17 protein-coding genes are annotated in these 16,608 nt (G+C 55.6%); 7 read left to right on the top strand and 10 right to left on the bottom strand.

The features are described from left to right. Nucleotides 1-344: 344 nt before the first annotated feature. Together nadA and pnuC are read left to right on the top strand one after the other, a co-directional pair. Nucleotides 345-1,388 carry a quinolinate synthase NadA gene (nadA, locus tag IM290_RS09375; RefSeq protein WP_193041701.1) on the top strand — a complete coding sequence of 348 codons (1,044 nt, stop codon included), beginning with the start codon at nucleotides 345-347 and terminating at the stop codon, nucleotides 1,386-1,388. A 22-nt stretch (nucleotides 1,389-1,410) separates the two neighbouring features. Next, complete coding sequence (gene pnuC, locus IM290_RS09370; RefSeq protein ID WP_023296141.1) at nucleotides 1,411-2,130, top strand: nicotinamide riboside transporter PnuC; 720 nt, start codon at nucleotides 1,411-1,413, stop codon at nucleotides 2,128-2,130. Here the strand turns inward: pnuC and zitB are convergent. Both zitB and IM290_RS09360 read right to left on the bottom strand, forming a co-directional pair. Further along, on the bottom strand, nucleotides 2,127-3,065 hold the full coding sequence (zitB, locus tag IM290_RS09365) for a CDF family zinc transporter ZitB (protein WP_017384958.1): 939 nt from the start codon (nucleotides 3,063-3,065) through the stop codon (nucleotides 2,127-2,129). The genes pnuC and zitB overlap by 4 nt on opposite strands. A gap of 99 nt (nucleotides 3,066-3,164) precedes the next feature. Next, nucleotides 3,165-3,524, bottom strand: coding sequence for a protein YbgS (locus IM290_RS09360; protein ID WP_017384957.1), 360 nt, complete (start codon nucleotides 3,522-3,524; stop codon nucleotides 3,165-3,167). 304 nt (nucleotides 3,525-3,828) lie between these two features. On the opposite strand from IM290_RS09360, the gene aroG reads away from it, so the two are divergent. Next, nucleotides 3,829-4,881, top strand: a complete 1,053-nt coding sequence (aroG, locus tag IM290_RS09355) for a 3-deoxy-7-phosphoheptulonate synthase AroG (RefSeq protein WP_003858564.1) — start codon at nucleotides 3,829-3,831, stop codon at nucleotides 4,879-4,881. A 61-nt stretch (nucleotides 4,882-4,942) separates the two neighbouring features. Here aroG and gpmA read toward each other — a convergent pair whose 3' ends face one another. The 7 genes from gpmA to modE form a co-directional block, all read right to left on the bottom strand. Next, nucleotides 4,943-5,695 carry a 2,3-diphosphoglycerate-dependent phosphoglycerate mutase gene (gene gpmA, locus IM290_RS09350; RefSeq protein ID WP_006809557.1) on the bottom strand — a complete coding sequence of 251 codons (753 nt, stop codon included), beginning with the start codon at nucleotides 5,693-5,695 and terminating at the stop codon, nucleotides 4,943-4,945. Between the two features lie 265 nt (nucleotides 5,696-5,960). Beyond that, on the bottom strand, nucleotides 5,961-7,004 hold the full coding sequence (gene galM / locus IM290_RS09345; protein WP_193041700.1) for a galactose-1-epimerase: 1,044 nt from the start codon (nucleotides 7,002-7,004) through the stop codon (nucleotides 5,961-5,963). Further along, nucleotides 6,998-8,146 (bottom strand): galactokinase, encoded by a 1,149-nt coding sequence (gene galK / locus IM290_RS09340; protein WP_193041699.1) that lies wholly within the window; start codon nucleotides 8,144-8,146, stop codon nucleotides 6,998-7,000. The genes galM and galK overlap by 7 nt, the downstream gene beginning before the upstream one ends. A gap of 2 nt (nucleotides 8,147-8,148) precedes the next feature. Then, the gene (gene galT, locus IM290_RS09335; RefSeq protein ID WP_193041698.1) at nucleotides 8,149-9,195 is read right to left on the bottom strand and encodes a galactose-1-phosphate uridylyltransferase; all 1,047 of its coding nucleotides are present in this window, start codon (nucleotides 9,193-9,195) and stop codon (nucleotides 8,149-8,151) included. Between the two features lie 9 nt (nucleotides 9,196-9,204). After that, on the bottom strand, nucleotides 9,205-10,221 hold the full coding sequence (gene galE, locus IM290_RS09330; RefSeq protein ID WP_003858554.1) for a UDP-glucose 4-epimerase GalE: 1,017 nt from the start codon (nucleotides 10,219-10,221) through the stop codon (nucleotides 9,205-9,207). 201 nt (nucleotides 10,222-10,422) lie between these two features. Continuing rightward, the gene (gene modF / locus IM290_RS09325; RefSeq protein WP_193041697.1) at nucleotides 10,423-11,895 is read right to left on the bottom strand and encodes a molybdate ABC transporter ATP-binding protein ModF; all 1,473 of its coding nucleotides are present in this window, start codon (nucleotides 11,893-11,895) and stop codon (nucleotides 10,423-10,425) included. 67 nt (nucleotides 11,896-11,962) lie between these two features. After that, nucleotides 11,963-12,751 carry a molybdenum-dependent transcriptional regulator gene (gene modE / locus IM290_RS09320; RefSeq protein ID WP_045337861.1) on the bottom strand — a complete coding sequence of 263 codons (789 nt, stop codon included), beginning with the start codon at nucleotides 12,749-12,751 and terminating at the stop codon, nucleotides 11,963-11,965. 127 nt (nucleotides 12,752-12,878) lie between these two features. Here modE and IM290_RS09315 point away from each other — a divergent pair, with 127 nt between their 5' ends. The 4 genes from IM290_RS09315 to modC all read left to right on the top strand — a co-directional run bounded on the left by IM290_RS09315 (nucleotide 12,879) and on the right by modC (nucleotide 15,733). After that, on the top strand, nucleotides 12,879-13,031 hold the full coding sequence (locus tag IM290_RS09315) for an AcrZ family multidrug efflux pump-associated protein (RefSeq protein WP_003858549.1): 153 nt from the start codon (nucleotides 12,879-12,881) through the stop codon (nucleotides 13,029-13,031). Between the two features lie 178 nt (nucleotides 13,032-13,209). Next, complete coding sequence (gene modA / locus IM290_RS09310) at nucleotides 13,210-13,986, top strand: molybdate ABC transporter substrate-binding protein (RefSeq protein WP_193041696.1); 777 nt, start codon at nucleotides 13,210-13,212, stop codon at nucleotides 13,984-13,986. Then, complete coding sequence (gene modB, locus IM290_RS09305; protein ID WP_003858545.1) at nucleotides 13,983-14,675, top strand: molybdate ABC transporter permease subunit; 693 nt, start codon at nucleotides 13,983-13,985, stop codon at nucleotides 14,673-14,675. The genes modA and modB overlap by 4 nt, the downstream gene beginning before the upstream one ends. Next, on the top strand, nucleotides 14,675-15,733 hold the full coding sequence (gene modC / locus IM290_RS09300; protein WP_193041695.1) for a molybdenum ABC transporter ATP-binding protein ModC: 1,059 nt from the start codon (nucleotides 14,675-14,677) through the stop codon (nucleotides 15,731-15,733). The genes modB and modC overlap by 1 nt, the downstream gene beginning before the upstream one ends. On the opposite strand, the gene IM290_RS09295 is transcribed toward modC, so the two are convergent. Continuing rightward, nucleotides 15,734-16,552, bottom strand: a complete 819-nt coding sequence (locus IM290_RS09295) for a pyridoxal phosphatase (RefSeq protein WP_017384949.1) — start codon at nucleotides 16,550-16,552, stop codon at nucleotides 15,734-15,736. It abuts the gene before it with no gap. Nucleotides 16,553-16,608 lie beyond the last annotated feature (56 nt).

Below are 16,608 nucleotides of genomic sequence, written 5' to 3'. Positions count from 1 at the left end.
TGCACGACCCACCAATTTTAATGTTTTACTCAGATATTAAACGTGAAGGATAACGTTGCTTTAGCAACGGCCCGAAGGGCGAGGCGAAGCCGAGTCATCCTGCACGACCCACCAGTGTTGAAAGGCGCCCTAAAGGCGCCTTTTTGCTATCTGTCGTTCGCCAGTGCCTTGTAGGTCGGGTAAGGCGAAGCCGCCACCCGACAGATGCTACCGGCATCAATTCCCGATGACATTCCCCCTCAAATTCGCTATCTTGTTTAGTATACAAAACACCATTGCCTCATTTTTGTTATCTCATGCAAAACAAAGGCAATATTGTTAAGCCAGTAAAACGAGAAGCCATAATGAGTGTGATGTTTGATCCCGAAACAGCAATCTATCCCTTCCCGCCGAAGCCCGCTCCGCTAAGCCGGGATGAAAAACAGTTCTATCGTGAAAAAATTAAGCGCCTGCTTAAAGAGCGTGATGCGGTGATGGTGGCGCATTACTACACCGACCCGGAAATTCAGCAGCTGGCAGAAGAGACGGGCGGCTGTATCTCAGACTCCCTGGAAATGGCGCGTTTCGGTGCAAAACATCCTGCCTCCACGCTGCTGGTTGCAGGTGTGCGCTTCATGGGCGAAACGGCAAAAATTCTCAGCCCGGAAAAAACCATACTGATGCCGACGCTGGATGCCGAATGCTCCCTTGACCTCGGTTGCCCGATTGATGAGTTCACCGCCTTCTGTGATGCCCACCCTGATCGTACCGTGGTGGTCTATGCCAACACGTCTGCGGCGGTGAAAGCCCGGGCAGACTGGGTAGTGACCTCTAGTATCGCCGTTGAGCTGATTGAGCATCTGGACAGCCTGGGGGAGAAAATCATCTGGGCGCCCGATCGTCACCTGGGAAACTATGTACAAAAACAAACCGGTGCGGATGTGCTGTGCTGGCAGGGCGCCTGTATCGTTCACGACGAGTTTAAGACCCAGGCCCTGACGCGCATGAGAGGGTTATACCCGGACGCCGCGATTCTGGTGCACCCGGAATCTCCGCAGTCCATCGTCGACATGGCGGATGCCGTCGGGTCAACCAGCCAGCTTATTCATGCTGCGAAAACCCTGCCGCACAAGCAGCTCATTGTGGCGACCGATCGCGGTATCTTCTACAAGATGCAGCAGGCCGTGCCGGAAAAAACGTTGCTCGAAGCGCCGACCGCCGGAGAAGGGGCGACCTGCCGAAGCTGCGCGCATTGCCCGTGGATGGCGATGAATGGGCTCAAAGCGATTGCGGAGGGGCTGGAGAACGGTAGCGCAGCACATGAGATCCACGTGGATGCCGCCCTGCGTGAAGGCGCGTTAATTCCACTTAACCGTATGCTGGATTTTGCGGCTACACTACGTACTTAACTTATTACGCCCCGGAGAAAAAATGGATTTTTTTAGCACACAGAACATCCTGGTTCATATCCCGATTGGTGCGGGCGGCTATGACCTGTCGTGGATTGAAGCGGTCGGTACGCTGGCCGGTTTACTCTGTATCTGGCTGGCCAGCCTTGAGAAGATCAGCAACTATGCGTTCGGGCTGATAAACGTCACGCTGTTTGCGATCATCTTCTTCCAGATCCAGCTCTACGCCAGCCTGCTTCTACAGCTGTTCTTCTTCGCAGCCAATATCTATGGCTGGTACGCCTGGTCTCGGCAAAACAGTCAGCAGGAGGCGGAACTGCAAATCCGCTGGCTGCCGTTGCCAAAAGCCATCGCCTGGTTCGCGGCCTGCGTGGTGGCTATCGGCTTTATGACCGTCTTTATTGATCCGGTATTTGCCTTCCTGACGCGCGTGGCGGTCTCGGTCATGTCGGGTCTGGGATTAAATGTGACGATGCCTGAGCTTCAGCCGGATGCCTTCCCGTTCTGGGATTCCTGCATGATGGTGTTGTCGATTGCCGCAATGATCCTGATGACCCGTAAATACGTTGAGAACTGGCTGCTGTGGGTGGTCATCAACGTCATTAGCGTGGTGATTTTTGCCCGCCAGGGTGTTTATGCCATGTCGCTGGAGTACATGCTGCTGACGGTCATTGCCCTGAACGGCAGTCGCATGTGGATTAACAGCGCGCGTGAGCGTGGCTCGCGCGCGCTTTCCCGTTAATGGTGATGGGCGTGTGAGTGGCCGGACTGCGCCTCGTTCAGGTGACAGTCTGGCCCGTTACATGGCTGATACTCCATCTGGATGGTGGCGTGCGCAATTTCGTAGTGATGCTCAAGGAAGTGCCGAATACGTTCAAGCAACGCATCGTGATCGTGGGGCGGAATAACCTGAACGTGCAGCGTCATAAGCGGTTTCTCACCCACCAGCCAGACGTGAACGTGGTGAACGTTACGGACTTCAGGAATGGAACGACACAGATTGCGTTTTAGCTCGCCAATATCCAGCGACGTGGGAGCGCCTTCCAGCAGCTCATTGACGCTCTCTTTCAACAGCCGCCAGGCACTGCGTAATACAAGGCACGATACCAGCACGGAAAGAATCGGGTCGATAGGGGTCCAGCCCGTGCCCATAATGATCAGCGCGGCTACGATGGCCCCTACGGAACCCAGCAGATCGCCCAGCACATGAAGCGCCGCGGCCCGTACGTTCAGATTTTTTTCACTGCTACCGCGGTGCAATATCCAGAACGCCAGAATATTGGCGACCAACCCGGCAATGGCGATAACCATCATTGTCGTCCCGGCTATCGGTTGTGGATGCCGAAAGCGCTGAAAAGCCTCCCAGACGATAAGAAGAGTAATGACCACCAGTGCAATCGCATTCACAAAGGCGGCAAGCGTGGTCAGTCTGAGCCAGCCAAAGGTGTGGCGGGTATTGGGAGGGCGACGGGCAAACTGCACGGCCAGCAGAGCAAACAGGAGCGCGGCAGCGTCGGTCAGCATATGCCCGGCATCGGCCAGCAGCGCCAGCGATCCGGATATCAGCCCGCCTATTACCTCAATTATCATAAAGGTGGCAGTGACGCCAAAAGCCAGCAGAAGCCGTTTGGCATTTTCATCGCCAGTGGAGTGGGAATGGGAGTGGGAGTGCGCCATGGTATCGTTCCTGATTTATTATTATTTTTAGTTTAGCGTTTTTAAGAGCTTAAATAAAAAAGGAGAGCATTCGCTCTCCCTGTTTTACCTTACGGAAGGTTACTGGGTAGTACCGTCCGTTTTGGTATTGGCATCGCTGCCTACTTTGTCATTCGGGTCCGGGCATTTCCCGTCTTTACACACAGAGTTTTTATGAACCTCGTCGGTGGTCATACCTTCATGGTTCATCGTGCCTGTGCTCGTCCCGCCGGTGTTGGTATTGCCCGTGTTGATATTACTGTTATCAACATTGTTTGGCGCAATATTCTGTTTTGCATCCGGCGCAACCTGGCCCGCTTCGGCAGCAGCATTAGCGTCGCCATTGCTGCCGGATGAGCCTGCGTCAGCAGCCAGTACGCTACCGCTTGCCAGAGTAAGGGTTGCCGTCAGGAAAAGCGTAGTCAGTTTCGTCATTTTCATCATGGTGCTCCTGTTCTTATCGTTACGCTGGATAACATTCTCCAACAGTGCATCTTGTTCAGTGGCGAAAGATCCCAGTTTCCTGATTTATGTCAGGATGGAATCGCGTATAAATATTTAAAAACAGTCGTTACAAGTAAAAAGCTTAGGCCAGATCTCATTTTTCGCTATTTTGTTGTGTATTTTAGACGAATTCCAGGAATTATCTGCGCGAAGTGTAAAAGCCCGTTTACACTTCGTGGCCGACAAGTTAGATTGAAAGGATTGCTTTCATTACTAAAGATATGGCAGAGCCGGAAAGAAGATGAATTATCAGAACGACGATTTACGCATTAAAGAGATCAATGAGTTATTACCTCCCGTAGCGCTCCTTGAAAAATTCCCCGCCACCGAAAATGCCGCCAACACGGTGTCTCATGCCCGCAAGGCGATCCACAAGATCCTGAAAGGTAGCGACGATCGTCTTCTGGTAGTCATTGGGCCGTGCTCCATTCACGATCCTGCTGCGGCCAAAGAGTATGCGTCGCGTCTGCTCGCCCTGCGTGAAGAGCTGAAAGGCGAACTGGAAATCGTGATGCGCGTTTATTTCGAAAAACCGCGTACCACCGTGGGCTGGAAAGGGTTGATCAACGATCCGCATATGGACAACAGTTTCCAGATCAACGACGGCCTGCGCATTGCGCGTAAGCTGCTGCTGGAGATCAACGACAGCGGGCTGCCTGCTGCCGGAGAATTCCTCGATATGATCACCCCGCAGTATCTGGCTGACCTGATGAGCTGGGGCGCTATTGGCGCGCGTACGACGGAATCTCAGGTTCACCGTGAGCTGGCGTCTGGCCTGTCATGCCCGGTGGGTTTCAAAAATGGCACTGATGGCACCATTAAAGTCGCTATTGACGCCATTAATGCGGCTGGCGCGCCGCACTGCTTCCTGTCGGTGACCAAGTGGGGCCACTCCGCTATCGTGAATACCAGCGGTAATGGCGATTGCCATATCATACTGCGCGGCGGTAAAGAGCCTAACTACAGTGCTAAACACGTAGCGGAGGTAAAAGCAGGGCTGGAGAAAGCGGGTCTGGCACCGCAGGTGATGATCGATTTCAGCCATGCCAACTCCAGCAAACAGTTTAAAAAGCAGATGGAAGTCGGCGCAGATGTGTGTCAGCAAATCGCCAGCGGTGAACGCGCAGTGATTGGGGTGATGATTGAGAGCCATCTGGTGGAAGGCAACCAGAACCTGGAGGGCAGCGAGCCGCTGGTCTACGGTAAGAGCGTGACGGATGCCTGCATTGGCTGGGACGATACCGATGCGATCCTGCGTCAGTTGGCGGATGCGGTTAAAGCGCGTCGCGGCTAAGTTTGTCCCGGGCAATAAAAAAGCGTGGATTGCTCCACGCTTTTTTTATGTCCGGGGAATATTACTTCGCTTTACCCTGGTTCGCCACGGCCGCCGCTTTTGCAGCGATTTCGTCGGCGTTACCCAGGTAGTAATGTTTAACTGGCTTGAAGTTTTCGTCGAACTCGTACACCAGCGGCACGCCGGTAGGGATATTCAGCTCGAGGATTTCATCTTCACCCATGTTGTCCAGGTATTTCACCAGCGCACGCAGGGAGTTACCGTGAGCAGCGATAATGACGCGCTCGCCGCTTTTCAGGCGTGGCAGAATGGTTTCGTTCCAGTAAGGCACAACGCGGTCGATGGTCAGCGCCAGGCTTTCGGTCTGCGGCAGTTCAGCCTCAGTCAGCTTCGCGTAACGCGGATCGTGGCCCGGGTAGCGCTCGTCATCTTTGCTCAGCTCTGGAGGCGTGACCGCAAAACCACGACGCCACTGCTTAACCTGCTCGTCACCGTATTTTTCTGCGGTTTCCGCTTTGTTCAGACCTTGCAGCGCACCGTAGTGACGCTCGTTCAGTTTCCAGGATTTCTCAACCGGCAGCCAGGCCTGATCCAGCTCGTCCAGAACGTTCCACAGGGTATGGATGGCACGTTTCAGCACAGAGGTGTAAGCAAAGTCAAAGGTGAAGCCTTCTTCTTTCAGCAGTTTACCTGCCGCTTTTGCTTCGCTCACGCCTTTCTCGGACAGATCAACGTCATACCAACCGGTGAAGCGGTTTTCGTTGTTCCACTGGCTTTCGCCGTGGCGCACCAGGACAAGCTTAGTATTAGCCATTTCTTACTCCTCAAGCATTTTGAATGATAACAATTCTCATTATATTGCCGTGACTGTGCCAGCAGCAACGCTTAACCCTAACCATAGCGAAAATAGTTCGAGAGTGTAAGATGCATGTGAATCCAGGGTTATGATTTTGTCTGCGATCGCCGCTATTTTCAGCAAGGCGGAGATAAAAAAGCCCTCGCGGTGAGGGCCAGGCTTTTTTGCCGGATGGCGCTTCGCTTCTCCGGCCTACATTTGTAGGCCCGTGCGCCGCCGGACATTAAGCGCGCGGAATGAAATGATACTCGGTGACGCTTACGTACTCTTCACCCGGACGTAGCACGCAGTCCGGCTGCGGCCATTCAGGATGGTTAGGACTGTCCGGCAGGAACTCGCTCTCCAGCGCCAGTCCTTGCCAGGCGCCGTAGGCGTCATGTTCACGCGCCGTGGTACCCTCCAGATAGTTACCGGAGTAGAACTGTAGAGCAGGGGCGGTGGTGTAGACCGTCATCTGTAACTTCTCATCAGCAGACCAGACCTGTGCGGCAGGTTGAGAAAGATCGCCTTTTGCCTGCAACAGGAACGCGTGGTCGTAGCCTTTCACCTTGCGCTGATCGTCATCACTCAGGAAATCCTGAGCAATGGTTTTCGGCTGACGGAAATCAAAGCTATTTCCGCTTACCGGTTTCAGCCCCTGATAAGGGATACCCATCTCATCGACCGGCAGATACTCATCCGCCAGGAGCTGGAGTTTGTGGCTGCGGACATCGGTCTGATTACCGTCAAGGTTGAAATAGGCGTGGTTAGTCAGATTGACCGGGCACGGCTTATCGACGGTCGCGCGGTACTCAATGGCGATGCGATTATCTTCGGTCAGGGTGAAGCGCGCTGTTGCGGTGAGATTGCCCGGGAAGCCCTGGTCTCCATCGAGGGAGTCCAGAGAGAACCAGACCTCACCGTCATTTTGCTGCACAATCTTCCAGCGACGTTTATCAAACCCTTCCGGGCCGCCGTGCAGCTGATTTTCGCCCTGGCTGGCAAGCAGGGAATACGTTACGCCGTCCAGCGTAAACTGGCTTCTGGCGATGCGGTTAGCGTAGCGGCCTATGGATGCGCCCAGAAAAGCGGTCTGCTCGATATACTGCTCCGGCGATGCGCAGCCAAGCAGGGTTTCGCGCACGCTGCCGTCAGGCATCGGTACGCGGGCAGAAAGTAACGTTGCGCCCCAGTCCATCAGCGTAACCACCATCCCGGCGCTGTTGCGCAGGGTTAACAGGCGATACGGCAGACCATCCGGTGCGAGTGTCGGTGTTTCGTTTAGCACTGTCCGGCTCCTTGTGATGCTTTGCAGACATAGAAAGTTTCTTTGATGCCCGTTTTGGCTTTGTACTGTTTAGCCACCGCGTCCTGAATGGCAGGGACCAGCTCTTCCGGCACCAGGGCGACGACGCACCCGCCAAATCCGCCGCCGGTCATACGCACGCCGCCTTTGTCGCCAATCGTGGCTTTCACAATTTCAACCAGGGTGTCGATTTGCGGCACGGTGATTTCGAAATCGTCACGCATGGAGGCATGCGATTCGGCCATCAGCTCGCCCATCCGTTTCAGGTCACCTTTCGCCAGCGCGGAGGCGGCTTCTACGGTACGGGCATTTTCCGTCAGTATATGGCGCACGCGCTTCGTGACAACCGGATCCAGCTCGTGGGCAACCTTGTTAAATTCATCAAGTGAGACATCACGCAGGGCTGGCTGCTGGAAGAAGCGCGCGCCGGTTTCGCACTGTTCGCGACGGGTGTTGTACTCGCTGCCCACCAGGGTGCGTTTGAAGTTGCTGTTGATGATCACCACAGCCGCACCTTTAGGCAGCGGAACCGCTTTGGTCCCGAGCGAGCGGCAGTCAATCAGCAAAGCGTGTTCTTTCTTGCCCAGCGCGGAAATCAGCTGATCCATAATGCCGCAGTTGCAGCCCACGAACTGGTTTTCCGCTTCCTGACCGTTGAGGGCGATCTGCGCCCCGTCCAGCGGCAGATGATAAAGCTGCTGGAACACGGTGCCGACCGCCACTTCCAGCGATGCGGAAGAGCTTAATCCCGCCCCCTGCGGCACGTTGCCGCTGATCACCAGATCGGCCCCGCCGAAATTCTTGTTACGCTTTTGCAGGTGCTTCACCACGCCGCGAACATAGTTCGACCACTGCTGGCTGTCGTGGGTCACGATCGGCGCATCGAGGGAAAATTCGTCAATTTCGTTGCCGTAATCCGCGGCGATCACTCGCACATGACGATCGTCGCGTTTCGCGCAGCTGATCACCGTCTGGTAGTCGATGGCACACGGCAGGACAAAACCGTCGTTATAGTCGGTGTGCTCGCCGATCAGATTAACGCGGCCAGGCGCCTGGATAACATGGGTGGCAGGGTAGCCAAATTTTTCAGCAAACAGGGATTGTGTTTTATCTTTCAGACTCATTTTTAGACTCCTGATTCGCGGTAATGGACGTCGCTAACGGCACGCAGACGTTCTGCCGCCTGTTCCGCCGTCAGGTCGCGCTGGGTTTCCGCCAGCATTTCATAGCCCACCATGAATTTACGTACCGTCGCAGAACGCAGCAGCGGCGGGTAGAAGTGTGCATGTAACTGCCAGTGTTGATTCTCTTCGCCGTTAAACGGCGCGCCGTGCCAGCCCATGGAGTAGGGGAAGGAGCTCTGGAAGAGGTTGTCGTAGCGGCTGGTCAGTTTTTTCAGCGCCAGCGCAAGGTCGTCTCGCTGGGCGTCGCTGAGTTCGGTAATGCGCTGAACATGGGCTTTAGGCAGCAGCAGCGTCTCAAACGGCCACGCCGCCCAGTAAGGGACCACCGCAAGCCAGTGCTCGGTTTCCACCACGGTACGGCTGCCATCCGCCAGCTCACGCTGGGTGTAATCCACCAGCATCGGCGAACCGTTCTGGGCGAAATATGCTTTTTGCAGTCGGTCCTCACGCTCGGCTTCATTTGGCAGGAAGCTGTTCGCCCAGATCTGACCGTGCGGATGCGGGTTGGAGCAGCCCATCGCCGCGCCTTTGTTTTCGAACACCTGCACCCACGGATAGCTCTGCCCCAGCTCTGCGGTTTGCGCCTGCCAGGTGCTGACCACCTCTTTCAGCGCCTCCACGCTGAGCTCCGGCAGCGTTTTGCTGTGATCGGGCGAGAAGCAGATCACGCGGCTGGTGCCGCGGGCGCTTTCGCAGCGCATCAGCGGGTCATGGCTTTCCGGCGCGTCTGGCGTATCGGTCATCAGCGCGGCAAAGTCGTTAGTAAACACAAAGGTGCCTTGGTAGTCCGGGTTTTTATCGCCCGTCACGCGCGTATTGCCCGGGCAGAGGAAACAGTCCGGATCATGCTGCGGCAGCGTCTGTTTGGCAGGCGTCTCTTGCGCCCCCTGCCAGGGGCGCTTGGCGCGATGCGGTGAAACTAAAATCCATTGCCCGCTGAGCGGGTTAAAACGACGATGCGGGTGATCGACGGGATTGAATTGCGTCATGACAAATCCTTAATCTGGATAGCCTTGCGGATGGCGCGACTGCCAGTGCCAGGTATCCTGTGCCATTTCATCAAGCGTGCGGGTGACACGCCAGTTAAGCTCTTTATCCGCTTTGGTGGCATCGGCCCAGTAAGCCGGGAGGTCGCCATCCCGGCGGGGAGCGAAGTGATACTTCACCGGCTTGCCGCAGGCTTTACTGAAGGCATTCACCACGTCCAGCACGCTGCTGCCGATCCCGGCGCCGAGGTTGTAAATATGCACGCCCGGTTTATCAGCCAGCTGCTGCATCGCCGCCACGTGGCCGTCGGCCAGATCCATGACGTGAATGTAATCGCGCACGCCGGTGCCATCTTCGGTGGGATAATCGTTACCAAAAATCGCCAGGGAATCGCGGCGCCCTACGGCAACCTGCGCGATATACGGCATCAGGTTATTAGGAATGCCCTGCGGATCTTCGCCCATATCACCTGACGGATGCGCGCCAACCGGGTTGAAGTAGCGCAGCAAGGCAATGCTCCACTCAGGCTGAGCTTTTTGCAGGTCGGTCAGGATCTGCTCTACCATCAGCTTGCTTTTGCCATACGGGCTTTGCGGCGTACCGGTCGGGAAGCTTTCAACGTAAGGGATTTTTGGCTGATCGCCGTAGACGGTCGCGGAGGAGCTGAAGATAAAATTTTTAACGTTGGCCGCACGCATGGCGGAGATCAGACGCAGGGTACCGTTGACGTTGTTGTCATAGTACTCAAGCGGTTTTGCCACCGATTCGCCAACCGCTTTCAGGCCCGCGAAGTGGATAACGGTTTCAATCGCGTGATCGTGAAGGATTTCAGTCATCAACGCTTCATTGCGGATGTCGCCTTCCACGAAAGTCGGCTGTTTACCCGAAAGGCGTTCAATGACCGGCAGCACGCTGCGCTTACTGTTGCACAGGTTATCAAGAATGACGACATCGTGGCCGCTTTGCAGCAGTTGCACACAGGTATGACTTCCTATGTAACCGCTACCACCTGTTACCAGAACTCGCATATTTCGCTCCATTAGGCTTATGGTATGAATTAACCATAGCATATCAGAGACGCGAAAAGTGTGACATGGGATAAAATAGTGGTATCGTTTACACTGGTTTTCACACGCGCTTTTTCTCAGACTGAGTGCATTGTAGATCAAAGAGATAGAGATGTATTGTTGCAGGTTGTCTGAAAAGCGGAGGGCAGCGCCCTCCACGCGTTAATCGATTTTGCTCAGCAGGTAGCGGTATTGCTCGCGGTCAGGGACAAATTCCAGCCGATGGGTGATGCAGGACGGGGCATCTTCAGCATGGTGGGACACAAACAGCAGCTGGGTTTCACCTTCGCTAATCAGGACATCCACAAAGCGGCGGATCAGCTGACGGTTGAGCGGATCCAGCCCCTGCAACGGTTCGTCAAGAATCAGCAGCGTAGGGTGCTTGACCAGCGCGCGGACGATCAATGCCAGCCGCTGCTGCCCCCACGACAGGCTGTGGAATGGCGCATCGGCGACCCGGTTATCCATACCCAGAATATCCAGCCACTGCTGCGCCAGCTTGTGCTGCTTGTCGGATACCGCCTGATAAATACCAATGGAGTCGAAGAAGCCAGAGAGGATCACGTTTCGCACCGTGGTGCTCACCCGGTAGTCCAGATGCAGGCTGCTGCTGACATAGCCGATGTGCTTTTTGATATCCCAGATGGTTTCCCCGCTGCCGCGGCGACGGCCGAACAGGGTGAGATCGTTGCTGTATCCCTGCGGGTGATCCCCGGTGATCAGGCTCAGCAGCGTGGATTTACCCGCCCCGTTGGGGCCGACGATCTGCCAGTGCTCACCAGGATTAACCGTCCAGCTGAGGTGATTAAGAATAGGGCGATCGTCGTAAGCAACCACCCCATCGCGCAGCACAATGCGCGGCTGGTCAGGGTCCAGCCCGTGGCGTGCTGAGGGCGCATCCGGCTCCGGCAGGGCAATACCGTCCAGTTTCTCGCTGTGCGCCAGCTGCGCAATCAGCGCCTGCCGAAGCAGTACGGCTTTCTCGCCGGTTTCGGTCAGGCTACAGTCCGCCAGCACGCCCGTATACTGTACGAAATCCGGGATCTCATCAAAGCGGTTAAGAACCAGCACAAGCGTGTATCCCTGCTGGTTAAGCGACGCCAGCAACGCTGCCAGCTGCGCGCGGGACTGCACATCCAGTCCGTCAAACGGTTCATCCAGGATCAGGAGTTCCGGCTCGCTCATCAGCGCCTGACACAGCAGCGTTTTGCGCGTTTCACCGGTTGAAAGGTATTTAAAGCGGCGATTAAGCAGGGCGGTAATGCCAAATTGCTCCGCCAGCTGCTGACAGCGGGCAGGATCTTTTATCTCATCCTGGATAATTTCCGCCGTCGTGCGGCCGGTATCTTCTTCGCCGGGGCTGAGCAAATCGGTATTGTTACGCTGCCACTCATCGCTGACCAGCTTTTGCAGCTGTTCGAAGGAAAGGCGCGTCAGCCGGGTAAAGGTGCACCGACGTTCACCCTTCAGTTGGGTTAATTCGCCTGCCAGAGCGCGGGCCAGCGCGGATTTTCCGCTGCCATTCGTGCCCACAAACGCCCAGCTTTCTCCGGCGCGAAGGGTTAACTCTGGCAGCGATAAGGTACGGGTATCACTAAGACGAAACGTGCCTTGCGAAATATGCAATGATGACATGTGTTATCCCATTTTTTGCAGCAACAGATGTCAGGGATACTCAGTGTAAGCAGGGTTGTCAATGCGCTTAGCACAATGTGGCGATAATTACCCTGTCTGCATTGAAATATGCGGTCACCACAGCACCTTCGTCTAATTCGGTCGCGTCGTTCACCGGAACGGTGGCGCAGAGCAACTGTCCATCCGGCAGGGTCATCAGCACTTCACATTGTTCTGCGCCGCGCTCGATGTGGCTGATACACCCGCGTAGCTGGTTGTCGGCCTCTGCGGCCTGCTCAGGGTTGAGTGCGATGCTGATCCAGGGCGCTTTGAGTAATACCAGCACCTCCTGACCTTCGTTCAGCCCAAGGCGTTGACCACTTTGCGCGGTGATGGCGGCTTTCAGACGCGTCGTACCGTCCGCGAGCAGGATCTCTATATGCTCCTGCACCTGCGAATGATCGCGCCCCGTCACCGTACCAAACCACTGGTTGCGGGCGCTGGTCTGCAAAGAGAAACGGGAGATGGCGCCCAGCAGGCTGTCAAGCGGCAGGTTGTCGTCATCGCTCAGCACATCAAATGCTTTTTGCTGGATCTGCGCCAGTAAATCGTAGAGCTGGATCAGACGTTGCCCGTAACGCGTCAACACGGCGCCGCCGCCGCCTTTCCCGCCGGTGGCGCGCTCAACCAGCGTGTGTTCGCTCAGGGTGTTCATGTCGTTAATCGCATCCCAGGCGCTTTTATAGCTGATACCGGCGTTTTTGGCGCCCTGGCTAATCGAGCCAGTTTGTTCTATTTGTTTTAACAGGGCGATGCGTCGCGGATCGGCGAAAAGCTTCTGCTGAAGTCGTAGGGTGAGGAGAATTTCGGCCTGCATAACAGTGTCCCGGTAAAAAGGCTATTGTGACCCAAATGCCCGGGGGCGGAAAGCGCACCGCACAAAAGGGGATGTTTTTCTTACTTTTCAGGGTAGAATAAGCCGTTCACAAGATCTGGAGAAAACCATGTTAGAGTTGTTGAAAAGTCTGGTATTCGCGGTAATCATGGTGCCAGTAGTGATGGCTATCATCCTCGGTGCCATCTACGGCCTGGGTGAAGTGTTCAACGTCTTTTCGAACATTGGTCATCGTCGTGACCAGCCTAAAAAGCAGCAATGATTTCCTCCAAAACGCCCGGCCAGCCCGGGCGTTTTGCTCTCAAGTTTATTCCTTTCCCGCCGATATCTTTTACAACGTTCCTTGAGTTTACGCATTAATGGGTACGATTTAGCGCTAGGAACGCCTGCGATATGTCGTTATATTTATTTGTATATAACGATACACACAGGAGCTTCAAATGGCACGTTCATGGGTACGCCTTTTCGCAGGGGCAACGCTGACTCTCTCACTCACCGCCCACGCACTGGCGGATGAAGGAAAAATCACGGTCTTTGCGGCGGCGTCGCTGACTAACGCGATGCAGGATATTGCTGCGGTATACAAAAAAGAGAAAAACGTCGAGGTGGTCTCGTCGTTTGCCTCCTCGTCCACGCTGGCCCGCCAGATTGAAGCGGGGGCACCCGCGGATCTGTTCATCTCTGCCGATCAGAAATGGATGGATTACGCGGTGGAGAAAAAATCTGTTGATACGGCTACCCGCGAAACGCTGCTGGGAAATAGCCTGGTGGTGGTCGCGCCCGCAAACAGCAAGCAGGGCGACATCGCCATTAACAAACAGACGGACTGGACCCGTCTGCTCAACGGTGGCCGTCTGGCGGTAGGCGATCCGGAGCATGTTCCTGCCGGGATTTATGCGAAAGAAGCGCTACAAAAACTGGGTGCATGGGAGACCTTATCGCCGAAGCTGGCTCCCGCAGAAGATGTGCGTGGCGCGCTGGCGCTGGTGGAGCGTAACGAAGCGCCACTCGGGATCGTTTACGGCTCCGATGCCGTCGCCAGTAAAGGTGTGAAGGTGGTGGGCACCTTCCCGGAAGACTCGCATAAGAAAGTAGAATATCCTGTTGCGATAGTTGATGGACATAAAAATGCGACCGTGACGGCCTTTGTTGACTACCTGAAGGGGCCGGAAGCGTCCGCGATCTTTAAACGTTACGGATTTACGACTCACGAATGATATTGACCGAACCTGAATGGCAGGCCGTGCTGCTGAGCCTGAAAGTCTCTTCCCTGGCGGTTGCGCTGAGTTTGCCCTTTGGGGTGTTCTTTGCCTGGTTACTGGTTCGCGTGAAGTTTCCAGGCAAAGCCCTGCTCGACAGTGTTCTCCATCTTCCGCTTGTCTTACCGCCTGTGGTGGTCGGATATCTGCTGCTGATCTCCATGGGGCGACGCGGTTTTATCGGCGAATGGCTGTACGACTGGTTCGGACTGACCTTTGCTTTCAGCTGGCGCGGCGCGGTTCTGGCCGCGGCAGTAATGTCCTTCCCGCTGATGGTGCGCGCTATCCGCCTGGCGCTGGAAGGGGTGGATATCCGGTTAGAACAGGCCGCCCGCACGCTGGGCGCAGGCCGCTGGCGGGTATTCCTGACCATTACGCTTCCGCTCACGTTACCGGGCATTATCGTCGGTACGGTATTAGCCTTCGCCCGCTCGTTGGGTGAGTTTGGCGCGACCATCACCTTTGTGTCGAACATTCCCGGCGAGACGCGGACCATCCCGTCGGCCATGTATACCCTGATTCAGACCCCGGGCGGCGAAGGTGCGGCGGCCCGGCTGTGTATTATTTCGATTGTGCTCGCTCTGGTCTCGCTGCTGGTATCTGAGTGGCTGGCGCGCCTCAGCCGTGAACGGATGGGGAAATCGTGATGCTGGAACTCAACTTTACGCAAACCCTGGGCAGCCACACCCTGACGCTGAACGAAACGCTGCCTGCCAGCGGTATCACCGCCATTTTTGGCGTGTCCGGGGCGGGGAAAACGTCGCTGATTAATGCGATTAGCGGCCTGACGCGTCCCCAGTCTGGCCGTATTGTGCTAAATAACCGCGTCTTAAATGACGCGGAGAAAAAGGTCTGCCTGTCACCGGACAAACGCCGTATCGGCTATGTGTTTCAGGATGCGCGCCTGTTTCCGCACTACAGCGTTTGCGGGAACCTGCGTTACGGCATGGCAAAAAGCATGGCCGGACAGTTCGATAAGCTGGTGGCGCTGCTGGGCATCGAACCGCTGCTGGATCGTCTGCCGTCGTCGCTGTCGGGTGGTGAAAAACAGCGCGTGGCGATTGGCCGCGCCCTGTTAACCGCGCCGGAACTGTTGCTGCTGGATGAGCCGCTGGCCTCGCTGGATATTCCGCGCAAGCGCGAGCTGCTGCCGTATCTGCAACGTCTGGCGCGGGAAATCAATGTGCCAATGCTCTACGTCAGCCATTCGCTGGATGAGATTTTACATCTGGCCGACAAAGTGCTGGTGCTGGAAGCGGGCAGGGTGAAGGCATTCGGCAATCTGGAGGAGGTGTGGGGCAGCAGCGTTATGCATCCATGGCTGCCAAAGGAGCAGCAGAGCAGCATTCTGAAGGTGAGCGTGCTGGAGCACCATCCGCACTACGCGATGACCGCGCTGGCGCTGGGCGATCAGCATTTGTGGGTGAATAAAATCGATACCCCGATTCAGTCCACGTTACGGATCCGCATTCAGGCGTCGGATGTCTCCCTGGTCCTGCAACCGCCGCTGCAAACCAGTATCCGCAATATTTTGCGCGCAAAAGTGGCGCAGTGTTTTGATGATAACGGCCAGGTGGAAGTGCAGCTGGAAGTAGGCAACAGAACGCTGTGGGCGCGCATCAGCCCGTGGGCCAGGGATGAGTTGGGCATCAAGCCTGGCCTGTGGCTTTACGCGCAAATCAAGAGCGTTTCCATAACCGCCTGATTACAGCAGGTGGGTATAAATATACTGCGCGATGCTGTCGGTGGTGTTATCGCCAATCACCACGTCAGCGCGCGCTTTCACCGCGTCATCGGCATTACCCATCGCCACGCCCGTTCCGGACGCTTCCAGCATGCTGATGTCGTTATAGTTATCGCCGAAGGCAATTACGTCCTGCATTGATCCGCCCTGCGATTCCACGAACTGGGTCAGACGCTTTCCTTTGCTGTTGCCTTTGCGGGCGATATCCACCTGATCGTGCCAGGACCATTCACATTCCAGACCCAGCGTATGCTCGACATGTTTTGCGAAAGTATTCAGTTTGGCGGTGTCTTCATCGGTCAGGGCAAATTTCCAGATTGCGTCGACGTCTTCCGCCGCCTGGCGCAGGGAGGAAACCTGAGTGAACACCGGACGCTGCGCTTCCGGCAGAGACAGAGCCCAGTTGCTGGTGCGGATCACATGGCCGGTAGGGCGTTCATACACCATGGCGTTATCCACATACATCAGGCCGTGAATGGCATGCTCATCCAGTAAATCAATCAATTGCAGCGCCTGCGTAACGGGAAGCGGATCGGAGGCTAAAACCTTTTTTGCCTGATAATCATACAAATAGGTGCCATTACAACAAATTGCAGGTGTATCTAAGCCCAGTGCCTGATAAAAAGGATGAATGGCTACGTGATGTCGACCCGTTACGATGAGAAGTTGATACCCCGCTTCCTGGGCTCGTTTGAGGGCCTCAAGAGAAGAGGGGAGCAGGGTTTTCTGAGGGGTAAGCAGTGTTCCGTCTAAATCCAGGGCAATCACTCGCGAGGTCATTTTTTCTTCCGGGTTAATGTTGAATTTAAGGTCTGTCGGGATGGTACACCGAGAGC

Source organism: Enterobacter cloacae complex sp. S1 (assembly GCF_014930525.1).
Classification (GTDB): domain Bacteria; phylum Pseudomonadota; class Gammaproteobacteria; order Enterobacterales; family Enterobacteriaceae; genus Enterobacter; species Enterobacter hormaechei_C.
This window is presented reverse-complemented; position numbering and strand designations above follow the sequence as displayed.